The organism is Actinomadura sp. WAC 06369, from assembly GCF_003947565.1.
Lineage (GTDB): Bacteria > Actinomycetota > Actinomycetes > Streptosporangiales > Streptosporangiaceae > Spirillospora > Spirillospora rifamycini.
The window spans coordinates 15802-30564 of record NZ_QHJN01000056.1; the positions used below are offsets into that span (position 1 = coordinate 15802).

Sequence of the window (14763 nt, forward strand, 5' to 3'; positions counted from 1 at the left end):
GAGCGCTTATCGCAACACAAGTAGCATTAAGAAGGTTTCCGGCGGCGGCCGATGAAAACGGCCCGGACCCGCGGGGCGGGTCCGGGCCGTTTCCTCAGCCGCGCTTCGGCGGCGCGCGATCGTCAGGCGCCGCGCAGGACGGCGCCGGTGCGGTCGGCCGCGGCGGCGACCGCCGCGTCCCGCGCGCCCGACGCCTCCTCGGCGGTCAGCGTGCGGTCCGCGGCGCGGAACCGCAGGGAGTAGGCCAGCGACTTGCGGCCCTCCCCGACCTGCTCGCCGGTGTAGACGTCGAACAGCCGGACCGTCTCCAGCAGCTCCCCGGCGCCGTCGCGCAGCGCCGCCTCCACGTCCGCCGCGGGGACGGCGTCGTCCACGACCAGGGCGACGTCCTGCACCGCGACCGGGTAGGTCGACACGTGCGGCGCGCGGACCTGGACCGGCTCGCCGAGGCGGCGCAGCTCCAGCTCCATCGCGCAGCTGCGCGGCGGCAGCCCGTACGCCTTGGTGACGCGCGGGTGCAGCTCGCCGGCGTGCCCCACGAGGACGTCGCCGACGTACAGCGCGGCGCAGCGGCCCGGGTGCCACGGGGCGTGCCGGTCGGCCGCGACGGTCAGCTCCACGCCGACCTCGCGGGCGACGGTGCGGGCGGCCTCGATCGCGTCCGCCCACAGCGCCGGACGGCCCTCGCCCCACCAGCCGGACGCCTCGCGCTCGCCGGACAGCACGACCGCGACCCGGTGCGGCTGGTCGGGCAGCGCCGCCTCCACGGACGCGACCTCCTCGGCCGTCGGCCCCCGGTCCACCGCGAGGCGCGGCGCGGCCTTCGGCGCGTCCGGGTCGGGCCGGAACACCACGCCCAGCTCGTACAGGGCCGCGTCGCCGAAGCCGCGCCCGGCGTTCTGCGCGAGCGTCCGCAGCAGGCCCGGCAGCAGCGTCGTGCGCAGCAGCGGCTCCTGCTCCGACATCGGGTTGGCGAGCCGCAGCGCGCGGCGGCGGGCGTCGTCGGCCGGCAGGTGCAGGTCGTCCCAGTCCTTCTCGGCGACGAACGGGAAGTTCAGCACCTCCACGTACCCGGCGCCGGCGAGGGCGCGGCCGACGCGGCGGCGCAGCCGCTGCCCGGCGGTGAGGCCCTTCCCGGCGGCCGGGCGCGGCGCCCGCACCGGGATGTTCTGGTACCCCTCCAGCCGGATGACCTCTTCGGCCAGGTCGTTCGGGTCGACGAGGTCGGGACGCCACGACGGCGGCGTCACCGCGAGCTCGTCCCCCGCGCCCTCGACGGTGCAGCCGACCTGCTCCAGCCGCCGCACGACGGCGTCGCGCCCGTACGGCACGCCCGCGACGCGCCCGGGGTGCCCGGCGGGCATCGCGACGGTCGTCCGCTCGACGGGCGCCTCGGCGTGCGTCACCCCGGGAAGGACCTCGGCGCCGCCCAGTTCGGCGAGCATCCGCGCCGCCCGGTAGGACGCGTACAGCGGCAGCTCGCGGTCGACGCCGCGCTCGAAGCGGTGCGACGCCTCGCTGTGCAGCCGGTGCCGGCGGCACATCCGGGCGGTGCCGATCGGGTCGAAGTGCGCGGCCTCGATCACCATGTCGGACGACCGGTCGTCGATCTCGGTGGCCAGGCCGCCCATCGCGCCCGCCATCGAGATCGGCCCCGACTCGTCGGTGATGAGGACGTCCTCGGGGTCCAGCGTCCGCTTGACGTGGTCGAGGGTCTCCAGCACCTCGCCCGACGCGGCGCGCCGCACCACGATCGGGCCGGTGAGCTTGGCCCGGTCGAAGGCGTGCAGCGGCTGCCCGAGCTCCAGCATCACGTAGTTGGTGACGTCGACGGCGAGCGACACCGGCCGCATCCCGGCGCGGTGCAGCCGGACCCGCATCCACATCGGCGTCCGCGCGTCCGGGTCGAAGCCGCGGACCTCGCGCAGGACGAACCGGTCGCAGGCGGTCGGGTCGGCGATGCTCGCCGGGTGCGCCTCGCCGGACGCCGCCGGGAGCTCGATCTCCGCGGGGTCGGTGAACGGGACGCCGTAGGCGGTCGCGGCCTCGCGGGCGATGCCGCGGATCGACAGCGCGTAGCCGCGGTCGGGCGTGACGGCGATGTCGAGGACGTCGTCGCGGAGCCCGAGCAGCTCGATCGCGTCCGCGCCGACCGGCGCGTCCGGCGGCAGCACCAGGATGCCGCCGTGGTCGTCGCCGACGCCGAGCTCGCCGACCGAGCAGATCATGCCCTCGGACATCTTGCCGTAGGTCTTGCGCGCGCCGATCGCGAACCCGCCCGGCAGCACGCCGCCGGGCAGGATCGCCACGATGCGGTCGCCGACGGCGAAGTTCGTCGCCCCGCACACGATGTTCTGCGGCTCGCCGGTGCCGTTGGCGTCGCCCACGTCCACCCGGCAGTACCGGATCGGCTTCTTGAACCCGGTCAGCTCCTCGATCGCCAGGACCTCGCCGACGACCAGCGGCCCGGTGATGTCGGCGCCGGCCCGCTCGACCGTCTCGACCTCCAGACCGGCCGCGATCAGCTTCTCGGCCAGGTCGCGGCCGGTCACGTCCGCCGGCAGCGCGACGTGCTCGCGCACCCAGGAAAGCGGGGCCCGCATCAGATCTCCATCCCGAACGGGAGGGTGAACCGGACGTCGCCCTCCACCATGTCGTACATGTCCTCCACGCCGTGCCGGAACATCAGCGTCCGCTCGACGCCCAGCCCGAACGCCCAGCCGCTGTAGCGGTCCGGGTCGACGCCGCAGGCCGTGAGCACCCGCGGGTTGACCATGCCGCAGCCGCCGAGCTCGATCCAGCCCTCCGAACCGCAGGTGCGGCACGGGTCGCCGCCGGGCTCGGCGGACGCGCCCCGGCACACGAAGCACTGCATGTCCACCTCGGCGGACGGCTCGGTGAACGGGAAGTACGACGGCCGGAACCGCGTCGCCAGGCCCGCGCCGAACATCCCGGCGACGAACGCCTCGATGCCGCCGCGCAGGTCCGCCATCGTCAGCCCCTCGTCGACGGCGAGGCCCTCCAGCTGGTGGAAGACGGGGCTGTGCGTGGCGTCCAGCTCGTCGGTGCGGAACGTGCGCCCCGGCGCCACCACGTACACCGGCAGGTCCCGCGACAGCAGCGACCGGATCTGCACCGGGGAGGTGTGCGTGCGCAGGACCAGCCCGGTCTCCTCCGACTCGACGAAGAAGGTGTCCTGCATCGTGCGGGCCGGGTGGTCGGGCTTGAAGTTCAGGGCGTCGAAGTTGAACCACTCCGCCTCGACCTCGGGCCCCTCGGCGACCTCGAAGCCCATGGAGACGAAGACGTCCGCCATCCGCTCCTGCAGGGTGGTCAGCGGGTGCCGGGCGCCGCGCGGCGCGCGGTTCCACGGCAGGGTGACGTCGACGGTCTCCTCGACCAGGACGCGCTGGTCGCGTTCGTCCTCGAGTTCGGCCTGGCGCTTCTTGAGCGCCTGCCCGACGGCGCCGCGGGCGGCGCCGATGCGCTTGCCCGCGTCGGCGCGGGCCGCGGGCGGCAGCGCGCCGATCTCGCGGTTGGCGAGGGCCAGCGGCGAGCGGTCGCCGGCGTGCGCCAGGCGGGCCTGCTTGAGGGCGTCGAGGTCGGCGGCCGCGGCGATGGCGGCGAGGGCCTCGTCGCGGGCCCGCTCCACCTCCTGCGGCTGGAGCGCGGAGACCTCGACGGGGTCATAGGACTTATTGGGTGCAGACATGGCTGTGTGATCGACTCCGGTCGGCGTGGGACGCCCGCAGTCTAGTGCGCGGGCGGCGGATGTCCGGTCAGCGTGCGCGTGCCGCGCGGCCCGCCGGAGCCCCGGGTCGCCGCGCGCCCGGTTCCGAACGGTTCCGGACGCCGTCAGACGGCGTAGTCGGGAGCCCCTGCGGGCACGGTAAATCGGAACTCGGCGCCGCCGCCGGGCGCGCGCCGCACGGTGATCACGCCGCCGTGCGCCTCGACGAGGCCCTTCACGATGTAGAGACCGAGCCCGGTACCGCCGCGGCGGTTGCCGCCGGGGCCGCGCCAGAACTGCCGGAAGACGCGCTGGACGGCCTCGGGCGGAATGCCCTCGCCCTCGTCCCGCACCGACACGGCGGCCCCCTCCTTGTGCGCGTCCGGCTCCACCACGATTGTGACGGTTCCGGCGCCGTGCCGCACCGCGTTTTCCACGAGGTTTCCCAGAATCTGGTCGACCTTGTCGGGATCGAGCCACATCTCGGGGAGCTCGCCGCGGACCTCGAAGCGGAACCGGTCCTCGGGCTCCCCGGCCGCGACCCGTCCGGCGATGACCTTGCGGACCTCCTCGGCGAGGTCGACGACCTGGCGGCGCATCTCCAGCCGGCCCGCCTCGATGCGGGAGACGTCGAGCAGCTCGGTGATGAGCCGCGTCACGCGGTCGGCGTCGGCGTTGACGGTCTCCAGCATGACGCGCTTCTGGTCGTCGTTGAACCGGTGCCACTTGGCCAGCAGCGTCGCGGTGAAGCCCTTCACGCTGGTCAGCGGCGACCGCAGCTCGTGCGCGACGGTCGACACCAGGTCGGCGCGGTCGCGCTCGCGCCGCGCGCGCTGCTGCGCGTCGCGCAGGCACACGGTGAATCGTTCCACCCGCCCCTCGGCGTCCCGCCGGTAAGAGGCCGTCACCAGCAGTTCCGCGCCGCCGGGGCGGAACAGGGTCTGCTCGGGGTGCCGGGTGCGGGTGGACAGCCCCTCGTACGGGTCGAGGCACTTCCACCAGTCGCGGCCCTCGGCGTCGTGCAGCGGCAGGACGTCGCGGAAGTCGCGGCCGATCGCGTCCGCCGCGGCGATCCCCGTCATGCGCCGGGCGGCGGCGTTGAAGGTGACGATCCGCGCCTCGCGGTCGGCGACCAGCAGCCCGTCGGGCAGGTCGTCGGCCGGGTCCCGCTCGAAGCCGGGCGCGGGCGCGCGCGCGGCCACGCGCGGGTATTCCTCTCCGCCCAAAGCGGCCTCCAGAACACCGAGGGGGACGCGGCCTGTCGGATACGACTCTATCGGCAGTCCCGCACCCCCGGGGACCCGGGAAAGACCGTGAGGCAAGGCTTTTGTGGCCTTCCCGGAGGCCGCCGCCGCGCGGGCCCGCCCCCCGGCGACCCTCCGGACGTACCCCCGTCCGTGATCAGACGCACGCCTCGTCGGGATCGTTGTGCAGCGTGAAGAGGCGGTGCAGGCCGGTGATGCGGAGCAGGCGGATCTGAGCCGGGCGCACCCGGGCGAGGACGATGCGGCCGCCGTCGGCGGAGATCTCGTTGTGCGCGGCCACGAGCGCGCCGAGGCCGGTGGCGTCGCAGAACACGACGCCCGCGAAGTCGACGACGAGGCGGCGCGAGCCCGCGGCGTGCAGGGCGACGAGGCGGGCGCGCAGCGTGTCGGCGGTGTGCAGGTCGATCTCGCCCGCGACCGCGACGACCGCGGTGTCGCCGTGCACGCGGGCGACGTCGATCTCCAGACCGGGCGGCGCCGGCGGGGCGCCCGCGTCGCGGGGCGGCGCGAGGACGGCGGTGCCGGTGCATCTGATCTCCGGCCCCGGCCTGCCCGCCCGTCCGGCCGCGTTCTTGGTCATCACGTTCGCCCCCAGTCCGCACGGCGTCGTCGCCGCCTGGTCAACACAGTAGGCATCCGGTGGAACGCTCGTACTCCCTCGCCGGTCCGACTTCTCGTCCTCCTCAGGGACGAGGCCCGGCACGGGACGGGCCCCCGCCACGCGTCCACGGAAGCAACCATTGTCCCAGGCGGAGCGGCGTTCCGTGGCCGGTTCGGCGACCTCATGCGGCCAACCGGCCACGGAACGCAACCGCCGGTCAGCCTCCGCGCTGCGCGCGCGCGGACGCGTAGAGGCACACGGCCGCGGCCGTGGCCAGGTTGAGGCTCTCGGCGCGTCCGTAGATCGGGACGCGCACGACCTCGTCGACGTGCTGGAGGATCTCGTCGGGCAGCCCCCACGCCTCGTTGCCGAACACCCAGGCGGTGGGCCGCGCGAGGACGCCGTCGTCGATCGCGGCGTCGAGGGTGCGGTCCCCGGCGCCGTCCGCCGCCAGGACCGTGAGACCGGCGTTCTTGAACTCGCCGATCAGGTCCTCGAAGCGGGGCCCGACGACGACCGGCAGGTGGAACAGGCTGCCCGCGGAGGCGCGCACGCACTTGCCGTTGTAGGGGTCGACGGAGGCGTCGGTGAAGACGACGGAGTCCGACCCGGCCGCGTCGGCGGTGCGCAGGACGGTGCCGGCGTTGCCCGGGTCGCGGACGTGCGCGAGCACGGTGACGAGCCGGGGCCCCGTCTCCAGCGCGCGGGCCAGGGGGACGTCGATGAACTCGCAGACGGCGAGCAGCCCCTGGGGGGTGACCGTCTGGGCGAGTTCGGCCATGACCTCGCCGCTCACCCGCAGCACCGGGACTCCGGCGCGTTCGGCGGCGAGGACGAGTTCGTGGTGCCGGGTCTCGGCCTCGGCGGTGGTGTAGAGCTCGGCGAGTCCGCCCGGGATCTGCAGCGCCTCCCGCACCGCCTGCGGCCCCTCGGCGAGGAACCGGCGCTCGCGGCGGCGGAACGCGCGCTTGGCGAGCCGCCGAGCGGACTTCACCCGTGGTGATCGCAGGGAGGTCAGCTCGCGGCCCGCCATATCGCTGTGTTCGCCTTGTCGCCGGCGGCCCGGCTCAGGCGGCCTTCCCTTCGGCGGGGAGGGCGTCCTTGGCCACCTGGACGAGCGCGGCGAACGCGGCGGCGTCGTTGACGGCCAGCTCGGCCAGCATGCGCCGGTCGACCTCGATCTCCGCGGCCTTCAGGCCCTGGATGAACCGGTTGTAGGTGATCCCGTTGGCGCGGGCGGCGGCGTTGATGCGCTGGATCCACAGCCGGCGGAACTGGCCCTTGCGGTCCTTGCGGTCCCGGAAGGCGTAGGTCATCGAGTGGAGCTGCTGCTCCTTGGCCTTGCGGTACAGGCGCGACCGCTGGCCGCGGTAGCCGCTCGACCGCTCAAGGACGACCCGACGCTTCTTGGCGGCGTTGACCGCCCGCTTCACGCGTGCCACGTGCTGAACTCCTTCGTGGGGGCCGGGGCCCGTCTGGACCCGGCCGGTCGCTGATGTTGCCGGTCGAGTGCTACTTGCGCAGCAGCTTCTTGATGTTCTTGGCGTCGGCGTCGGCCACGACCGCCGGGCCGTCGAGGCGGCGGGTCCGCTTGGACGGCTTGTGCTCGAGCAGGTGGTTCTTGTTGGCGCGGCGGCGCATCACCTTGCCGGAGCCGGTCAGCTTGAACCGCTTCTTGGCACCGCTGTGGGTCTTCGTCTTCGGCATGGTCGCCGTCGTCTCCCTCGTTCCGGCCTCCGTGCGGCGGCACGGAGGCGTGCCTGATCGGCGCACCGCACGGCGGCGCGGGCGTGGTCCGCGCCCGCGTTCCGTGTGACGCGCCTGGTCAGGCGTCAATGTACGTGCGTGACGGTCCCGCGCGAACGCGAGGCCATGGTTCGGGCCCGCCGTGGAGGCAGGCCCGGGCCGGTTCTTCTCGGGGGAGACGCCCCCCGGACTCCCCGGCGGCGGCCCGGCCGGGGCCGGGCCGTGCGCCGCGTTCAGGCGTGGCGCCCGGTCGCCGTCAGGCGGTGCCGGACTCTTCCTGCCCGCGCGCGGTCTTCTTCTTGTGCGGACCGATCACCATGATCATATTCCGACCGTCCTGCTTGGGCCGCGACTCGACGAAGCCGAGCTCCTCGACGTCGTCGGCCAGCCGCTGCAGGAGGCGGCGCCCCAGCTCCGGGCGGGACTGCTCACGACCACGGAACATGATCGTGACCTTCACCTTGTCCCCGGCCTTCAGGAACCGCACCACGTGACCCTTCTTGGTCTCGTAGTCGTGCGGGTCGATCTTCGGGCGGAGCTTGATCTCCTTGATGACCGTGTGCGCCTGGTTCTTCCGCGCCTCACGGGCCTTCATCGCGGACTCGTACTTGAACTTGCCGTAGTCCATGAGCTTCGCGACGGGCGGACGCGCGGTGGGCGCCACCTCGACGAGGTCGAGGTCCGACTCGCGCGCGAGTTCAAGGGCCTTGGCGATGGGCACGATGCCCACCTGTTCGCCGTTCGGGCCGACGAGCCGGACCTCGGGCACGCGAATGCGGTCGTTGATACGCGGTTCGGCGCTGATGGGACCTCCTTGGGGCCGTTCTCAAGTTCTGGGACCGGTCGTACCCCGAGGCTTCCCATGAGAAAAGCCCCGCACGACTCGCATACGGGGCCACCTTCGGTCTCCCCGGAACGGACGACCGTCCGGGGACGACGGCGGAGCGGACGCTGCGCGCCCGTTCGCCGGACCGTTACCCACCGGCCCTTTCGGCCGGTCAGGTGGGAGATGGCCTCCGCTTGAGCGCCCGGCGCGCGCAACCTGGACGGGTCGCGTGCACAGGGCCGGTCGGCCTCCAAGACTACCACCGTCGGAGGCGTCCGTGGGCACGACCGGCGATCCGGCCGCCGCGTTCGCCGCGCCGACGGCGGAGCGGCGGACGGGCCGGGCGTCGAGTGGGTACGCCGATCACCGGCGTCATCACCGTCAACCGCCGGGGGACCGCCCGCATTCCCGCGGGGCGCGCCCCGCCGCGCCGGTTGCCGGCTCCGGACGGTCAGCCGCGGCGGGCCAGCTCGGCCTCGCCGGCGGCGCGCATCGCCTCCACCGGGACGTCGTCGCGGCCGGTCATCAGCGCGACCTGCCGGACGGCCTGGTGCAGCAGCATCGGGAACCCGCCGACGACCGTGCCGCCCGCCCGTTCGACGGCCGCCGCGAGCGCGGTCGGCCACGGCGCGTAGACGACGTCGAACAGGGCCGCGCCGGACGCGGCGACCGGTGCGGCGAACGCGTCCGCGGCGCGGCCGGGCAGCGTCGACACCACCAGCTGCGCCGGGAGGTGGTCGCGGACCCGGTCGAGCGGCACGGCCTTGACCGCCAGCCCGAACCGCTCCCCTACCGCGGCCGTTCCGGCGGCGCGCTCCGGGGCGCGGACGGCGAGGACGGCCTCGGCGGTGCCGAGCCGCGCCAGCGCGGCGAGCGCGGACGCGGCGGTGGCGCCGCCGCCCAGCACGAGCGCGGACGCGGGCGCGGCGATGCCCGCCTCGGCGAGCGCCGCGACGATGCCGTGGACGTCGGTGTTGTCGGCGTGGCGGCGCCCGTCCCGCAGGACGAGCGTGTTGGCGCCGCCGACCCCGGCCGCGAGGTCGCTCACCGAGTCGGCGAGGTCGAGCGCGACGCGCTTGAGCGGCATCGTCAGCGACAGCCCGGCCCACTCGGGCCCGAGCCCGCCGAGGAAGCCGGCCAGCTCCGCCTCGCCGCACTCCACCGCCTCGTACGTCCACGAGCCGTCCAGTCCCATCGCCGCGTACGCCGCCCGGTGCAGCACCGGGGACAGCGAGTGCGCGATCGGCGATCCGAGCACGGCCGCGCGGCGGCCGGGGCGACCGGAGTCGCTCACATCTCCTCCTTCACGACGACCGGGCCGCCCGGCGGTCCCGCCGGGCGGCCCTGTGCCGAGCGGGTCGGGTCAGTTGCCGGGGTTCCGGCTCTGCCACTCCTCGAACTCCCGCTCGTTCGCCTGGTGCTCCTGCCACGTCTCGGCGAACTTGGTGACCTTGTTGGTGGGGTCGGTGGCGACGAAGTAGAGCCACTCCCCCTCCTCCGGGTTCAGCGCCGCATCGATCGCCGCCTCGCCCGGGTTCGAGATCGGCCCCGGCGTCAGCCCCGCGTGCTTGTACGTGTTGTACGGCGAGTCGATCTTCGTGTCCGCCACGCTCACCGCCAGCCGCCGGTCCTTGAGCGCGTAGAGGAGGGTCGTGTCGAACTGCAGCTTCATGCCGATCTTGATCCGGTTGTAGATCACCCGGGAGATCTTGGGCAGGTCGGACGGCTTGCCGCCCTCGGCCTGCACCAGGCTCGCCAGCGTGACGACCTTCGCCGGCTCGAGGTCGGCCTCCTCGGCCTTGGCCTCCAGCCCGCTGGACTCCGCGTACTGGACGAACCGCGCCACCATCTGCTTGAGGATGTCCTCCGCCGAGCCGTTCGGGTCGAGGTTGTAGCGGCCGGGGAAGAGGTAGCCCTCGACCTTCCCGCCGGCGTACTCGGGCAGCCCGAGGTTCTCGGTGTTCTTCCCCGCGGCCTCGAACTCCTCCATGGGGATGCCCGTCTTCTTCGAGAGCAGCTCGTACGTCTCGTAGGCGCGGCGTCCCTCGGGGATGGTGATCTGGTTGCCCGACCGGGCCTTGGGGTCCAGCAGCAGCGCCATGGCCGCCTTCGACGACATCTTCCGCCGCATCTGGTAGAAGCCGGGCTGGATGCTGGACGAGCGCGTCTCGGCGTTCCACACCTTCAGGAACGCGCGGGCGCTCTGGACGACCCCGTGCTCCTCCAGCGCGGCCGCGATCACCGTGCCGCTGGCGCCCTCGGTCACCTGGACCGTGACACTCCCGCTGCCCGCGCCGTCGTAGTCCGGCGGGTTGAGCCGGTTGTCGAGCACGGCGACACCGAGGACACCGGCGGTGCCGAAGACCGCCACCAGGAACGCGAGCGCGAAGAACACCGCCGCGCGGCCGTTGCGGCGGCGCCGTTTCTGCCCCTTGCGCTGGCGCCGCTGGTCGCGGCGTCCGGCGGGACGGCCCTGCCGGCCGTCCTGCGGTTCTGAGAAAAGGTCCAAATCGTTCATGAGCTTCCCCGGACGATCTCGCCTGGGGGACGCCCAGTCAACCGTTCCGCGTCAAGTGCCGCCTGGAGCAGCACCGCCGCCGCCGCCTGGTCGACGACCTTGCGGCGGGCCTTCCCGCGCACGCCCCCCGCGCGCAGGCCGCTCTCCGCCGTCACGGTCGTGAGGCGTTCGTCGTACAGCCGCACCGCGCCGTCGGGCAGCCGCCCCGCGAGGCGGCGCGCGAACGCGCGCGCCGCCTCCGCCGCCGGGCCCTCCCGGCCCGCCAGCGTGGTGGGCAGCCCGACGACGACCTCGACGGCCTCGTGCTCTCCGGCGAGCTCCACGACCCGGTCGACGTCCCCCTTCCCGCTTTTCACGGTCTCCAGCGGGGAGGCGAGGACGCCGCGGGGATCGCAGCGCGCCACGCCCACGCGGACGCTGCCGACGTCGACGGCGAGGCGCACCCCCGGCCTCACCGCCCGGCTCCCGTCCGGTTCCGGATCCGCCGATCCGGGTCCCCCGGAAGCCCTTTACCCCCGACTGCGGGGATCACGCGGCCCCTACGGCGCGTTCGACCGCGGTGATCGCGGCGTCCACGGCGGACGGGTCGGCGCCGCCGCCCTGCGCGAGGTCGTCCTTGCCGCCTCCGCCGCCGCCGAGCGCCTTGGCGGCGAGCCCGACGAGCGCGCCGGCCTTCAGGCCGCGCTCGCGGGCGCCCTCGGTGACCGCGACGACCACGACGGGACGGTCCTTGGGCACGCCCGCGATCATGACGACGGCCGGGCGGGCGGCGAGCCGGCCCCGCACGTCCACGGCGAGCTTGCGCAGGTCGTCGGCGCCGGTGCCGTCGGGGGCGCGGTGCGCGGCGAACGCGGTCCCGCCGAGGTCGCGGGCGCCCTCGGCGAGGGACCCAGCGATCTGCAGCACCTGGGCGGCGCGCAGCCGCTCGAGCTCCTTCTCGGCGTCCCGCAGCCGGGTCACGATGCCGGCGACGCGCTCCGGCAGCTCCTCCTTGCGGGTCTTGAGCTGCTCGGCGAGCTGCGCGACGAGGACGTTCTCGCGGGCGAGGAAGCGGAACGCGTCGATGCCGACGAGGGCCTCGACGCGCCGGACGCCGGCGCCGATCGACGACTCGCCGAGCACCTTGACCAGGCCGAGCTGGCCGGAGCGGGCGACGTGGGTGCCGCCGCACAGCTCGCGGGAGTAGTCGCCGATCTCGACGACGCGCACCTCGTCGCCGTACTTCTCGCCGAACAGGGCGAGGGCGCCCATGGCGCGGGCCTCGTCGATCGAGGTGTGGAAGGCGCGGACGTCGTGGTCGCCGACCAGGACCTCGTTGACCTCGTCCTCGACGTCGCGCAGCACGCTCTCCGGGACGGCGCCGGTCGCGGTGAAGTCGAACCGGAAGCGGCCGGGCGAGTTCTCCGACCCGGCCTGCGCGGCGGACTCGCCGAGCGCGCGGCGGAACCCGGCGTGGACCATGTGGGTCGCGCTGTGCGAGCGGGAGATCGCGCGGCGCCGCTCGACGTCGATCTCGGCGAACGCGGAGTCGCCGGCCTGCGCCTCGCCGCTGCGGACGCGGCCGCGGTGCACGATCAGTCCCGGCAGCGGCGACTGCACGTCGGTGATGTCGATGACGGCGCCGCTGCCGAGCCGGATCACGCCGTGGTCGGCGAGCTGGCCGCCGCCCTCGGCGTAGAAGGGGGTGCGGTCGAGGACGACTTCGACGTCGGTGCCCTCGCCGGCCGCCTGCGCGCCGGCCCCGTTGATCAGCAGGCCGACGAGGCGGGCCTCGCCGACGATGTCGGTGTAGCCGGTGAAGTCGACCTGCCCGCCCGCGCCGGTCAGCAGCGAGTCGAGCACGGACACGTCGAGGTTGCCGGTCTTCTTGTCGCGGGCGTCCTTCTTGGCGCGGTCCCGCTGCTCCTGCATGAGCCGGCGGAAGCCGTCCTCGTCGACTCGGAGCCCCTGCTCGGCGGCCATCTCCAGGGTGAGGTCGATGGGGAAGCCGTAGGTGTCGTGCAGCTTGAACGCCTGGTCGCCGGCCAGTGCGGCGCCACCGGACTTCTTGGTCTCGGCGACCGCGGTGTCGAAGATGGCGGTGCCGGTGCGCAGCGTCTGGAGGAACGAGTCCTCCTCGGCGTCGATGACCGCGTGGATGTTCGCGGCGGTGCGGACGAGCTCGGGGTACTGCTCGCCCATCGCGGCGACCGCGACGGCGGTCAGCTCGTGCATCAGCCCGGCGTCCTCGCCGCCGAGGAGCCGGAGGTTGCGGATGGAGCGGCGCAGGATGCGGCGCAGCACGTAGCCGCGGCCCTCGTTGCCGGGGCGGATGCCGTCGGCGACCATCATCGTGCCGCTGCGGACGTGGTCGGCGATGACGCGCAGCGACACGTCCGCGCGGTGGTCGCGGCCGTAGCGCGCGCCGGTCAGCCCGGCGGCGCGGTCGAGGACGCGCCACAGGGTGTCGGTCTCGTAGATGTTGTCGACGCCCTGCAGGATCGCCGCCATGCGCTCCAGGCCCATGCCGGTGTCGATGTTCTTGGCGGGCAGGTCGCCGAGGATCGGGAAGTCGGTCTTGCTCTCCCCGGGGCCGCGCTCGAACTGCATGAAGACGAGGTTCCACACCTCGAGGTAGCGGTCCTCGTCGGCGACGGGGCCGCCCTCGCGGCCGTACTCGGGGCCGCGGTCGTAGTAGATCTCCGAGCAGGGACCGCAGGGGCCCGGCACGCCCATCGACCAGAAGTTGTCCTCCATGCCGCGCCGCTGGATGCGGTCGAGGGGGACGCCGACCTTGTCGTGCCAGATGTCGCGGGCCTCGTCGTCGTTCTCGAAGACGGTCACCCACAGCTTCTCTTCGGGGAACCCGAACCCGCCGTCCTCGCGCGGGCGCGTCAGCAGCTCCCAGGCGAACGGGATCGCCTGCTCCTTGAAGTAGTCCCCGATGGAGAAGTTGCCCAGCATCTGGAAGAAGGTGGCGTGCCGGGTGGTCCTGCCGACCTCTTCGATGTCGGGGGTCCGCACGCACTTCTGGGCGCTGGTCATCCGCTGCGAGGGCGGCGTCCGCTGGCCGAGGAAGTACGGCTTGAACGGGACCATGCCGGCGTTGACCAGCAGCAGCGTGGGGTCCTCGGCGATCAGGCTGGCCGACGGCACCACCGTGTGCCCGCGCTCTTCGAAGAACTTGAGGAAGCGGCGTGCGACCTCTGCCGACTCCATATCAGTGGCCATCCTTGTCGTCATCGATGATCGTGTACCGCCCGCGCAGCACCCGGGCGGGCCTGGCGTCGTCCTGCTCGGGCGGGGCCTGGTCCATGCGGACGGCCTCGCGCAGTTCCTCCTCGCGGGCCTGCATCTCGGTGCGGACGTCCGCGGCGAACAGCTTCAGCCGCTCGCCCGCGCCCTGCCCGCCGGCGACCGCGCGCGCCGCGACGCTCTCCGGGGTCAGCGAGCGCGCGAACCGCTCGACGCGCCGCTTGACGCGGTGCGTGGCGTAGACGCCGGCGCCCGCGCCGACCGAGAGCCAGAACAGCCGCTTCACCTGCGTCCCCTTCCGCTCTTGCGGGCCCCGCGGCCCGACTCCAGCCGCGGCCGCCCCGAGTCGGCGGGCCGTCCCTCGCCCTCCCGGTTGCCGATGGCCTTGCGGACCCCGTAGGAGAACGCGGCGGCCTTCACCAGCGGACCGCCGACCACCGACGTCATGACGGTGGTGACGGCGGAGACGTTCTGGGTGACGGAGGCGGCCTGCTTGGTGATCACGTCGGTGCGGGCGAGCTGCTCGTCGGCCCGCCTGACCGTGCGCGTCATGTCGTCCAGCAGCGGTCCCGCCTGCTCGCCCAGGTCGCGGACGACCTTGCCGGCCTCGTCGAGGAGCCGGGCGAGCTTCAGCAGCGTGAGCGCGACGAACGCGACGAGCACCGCCCAGAACACGGCCACGATGAGGCCGGCAACCTGTCCACCAGTGAGCATCAGGGCTTTCCGTTCGCTGTGTGTTCGGCCCGGGGCCGGGCTTGCGGCCGGACCGCGCCGGCCGGCATGCCGACCGACCCTACCGGGCCGTCCGGTCCGGCCCCCCGCGGCGCGGACCCCGCGCCCGGG

Annotated in this window: 14 protein-coding genes; all 14 read right to left on the bottom strand. The window is 73.9% G+C overall.

The window, feature by feature from the left end:
* Window positions 1–122 precede the first annotated feature (122 nt).
* The 14 genes from pheT to DMH08_RS17330 all read right to left on the bottom strand — a co-directional run bounded on the left by pheT (window position 123) and on the right by DMH08_RS17330 (window position 14634).
* On the bottom strand, window positions 123–2603 hold the full coding sequence (gene pheT, locus DMH08_RS17265; RefSeq protein WP_125615769.1) for a phenylalanine--tRNA ligase subunit beta: 2481 nt from the start codon (window positions 2601–2603) through the stop codon (window positions 123–125).
* A complete protein-coding gene (pheS, locus tag DMH08_RS17270) occupies window positions 2603–3712 on the bottom strand; it encodes a phenylalanine--tRNA ligase subunit alpha (protein ID WP_026404192.1) in 1110 nt (369 codons plus the stop codon). Before pheS ends, pheT begins: the two co-directional genes overlap by 1 nt.
* A 143-nt stretch (window positions 3713–3855) precedes the next feature.
* The gene (locus DMH08_RS17275; RefSeq protein WP_125615802.1) at window positions 3856–4932 is read right to left on the bottom strand and encodes a sensor histidine kinase; all 1077 of its coding nucleotides are present in this window, start codon (window positions 4930–4932) and stop codon (window positions 3856–3858) included.
* Window positions 4933–5131: 199 nt separating this feature from the next.
* On the bottom strand, window positions 5132–5575 hold the full coding sequence (locus DMH08_RS17280; protein ID WP_051301129.1) for an STAS domain-containing protein: 444 nt from the start codon (window positions 5573–5575) through the stop codon (window positions 5132–5134).
* A gap of 238 nt (window positions 5576–5813) precedes the next feature.
* Window positions 5814–6629 carry a TrmH family RNA methyltransferase gene (locus DMH08_RS17285; RefSeq protein ID WP_125615772.1) on the bottom strand — a complete coding sequence of 272 codons (816 nt, stop codon included), beginning with the start codon at window positions 6627–6629 and terminating at the stop codon, window positions 5814–5816.
* A gap of 34 nt (window positions 6630–6663) precedes the next feature.
* The gene (gene rplT / locus DMH08_RS17290) at window positions 6664–7038 is read right to left on the bottom strand and encodes a 50S ribosomal protein L20 (protein WP_026404188.1); all 375 of its coding nucleotides are present in this window, start codon (window positions 7036–7038) and stop codon (window positions 6664–6666) included.
* A gap of 70 nt (window positions 7039–7108) precedes the next feature.
* Entirely contained in the window at window positions 7109–7303 is a 195-nt protein-coding gene (gene rpmI, locus DMH08_RS17295; protein ID WP_026404187.1) for a 50S ribosomal protein L35, read from the bottom strand.
* Window positions 7304–7598: 295 nt separating this feature from the next.
* Window positions 7599–8147 carry a translation initiation factor IF-3 gene (gene infC / locus DMH08_RS17300; RefSeq protein WP_199747850.1) on the bottom strand — a complete coding sequence of 183 codons (549 nt, stop codon included), beginning with the start codon at window positions 8145–8147 and terminating at the stop codon, window positions 7599–7601.
* Window positions 8148–8619: 472 nt separating this feature from the next.
* Window positions 8620–9462, bottom strand: a complete 843-nt coding sequence (locus DMH08_RS17305; RefSeq protein ID WP_125615775.1) for a shikimate dehydrogenase — start codon at window positions 9460–9462, stop codon at window positions 8620–8622.
* Window positions 9463–9531: 69 nt separating this feature from the next.
* Window positions 9532–10686, bottom strand: coding sequence for an endolytic transglycosylase MltG (mltG, locus tag DMH08_RS17310; RefSeq protein ID WP_125615778.1), 1155 nt, complete (start codon window positions 10684–10686; stop codon window positions 9532–9534).
* Window positions 10683–11141, bottom strand: a complete 459-nt coding sequence (gene ruvX, locus DMH08_RS17315; protein WP_026404184.1) for a Holliday junction resolvase RuvX — start codon at window positions 11139–11141, stop codon at window positions 10683–10685. Before ruvX ends, mltG begins: the two co-directional genes overlap by 4 nt.
* A gap of 73 nt (window positions 11142–11214) precedes the next feature.
* The gene (gene alaS / locus DMH08_RS17320) at window positions 11215–13884 is read right to left on the bottom strand and encodes an alanine--tRNA ligase (RefSeq protein ID WP_026404183.1); all 2670 of its coding nucleotides are present in this window, start codon (window positions 13882–13884) and stop codon (window positions 11215–11217) included.
* Window position 13885: 1 nt separating this feature from the next.
* A complete protein-coding gene (locus DMH08_RS17325) occupies window positions 13886–14206 on the bottom strand; it encodes a hypothetical protein (protein WP_125615781.1) in 321 nt (106 codons plus the stop codon).
* A complete protein-coding gene (locus tag DMH08_RS17330) occupies window positions 14203–14634 on the bottom strand; it encodes a DUF948 domain-containing protein (RefSeq protein WP_026404181.1) in 432 nt (143 codons plus the stop codon). Before DMH08_RS17330 ends, DMH08_RS17325 begins: the two co-directional genes overlap by 4 nt.
* Between the last annotated feature and the right edge of the window lie 129 nt (window positions 14635–14763).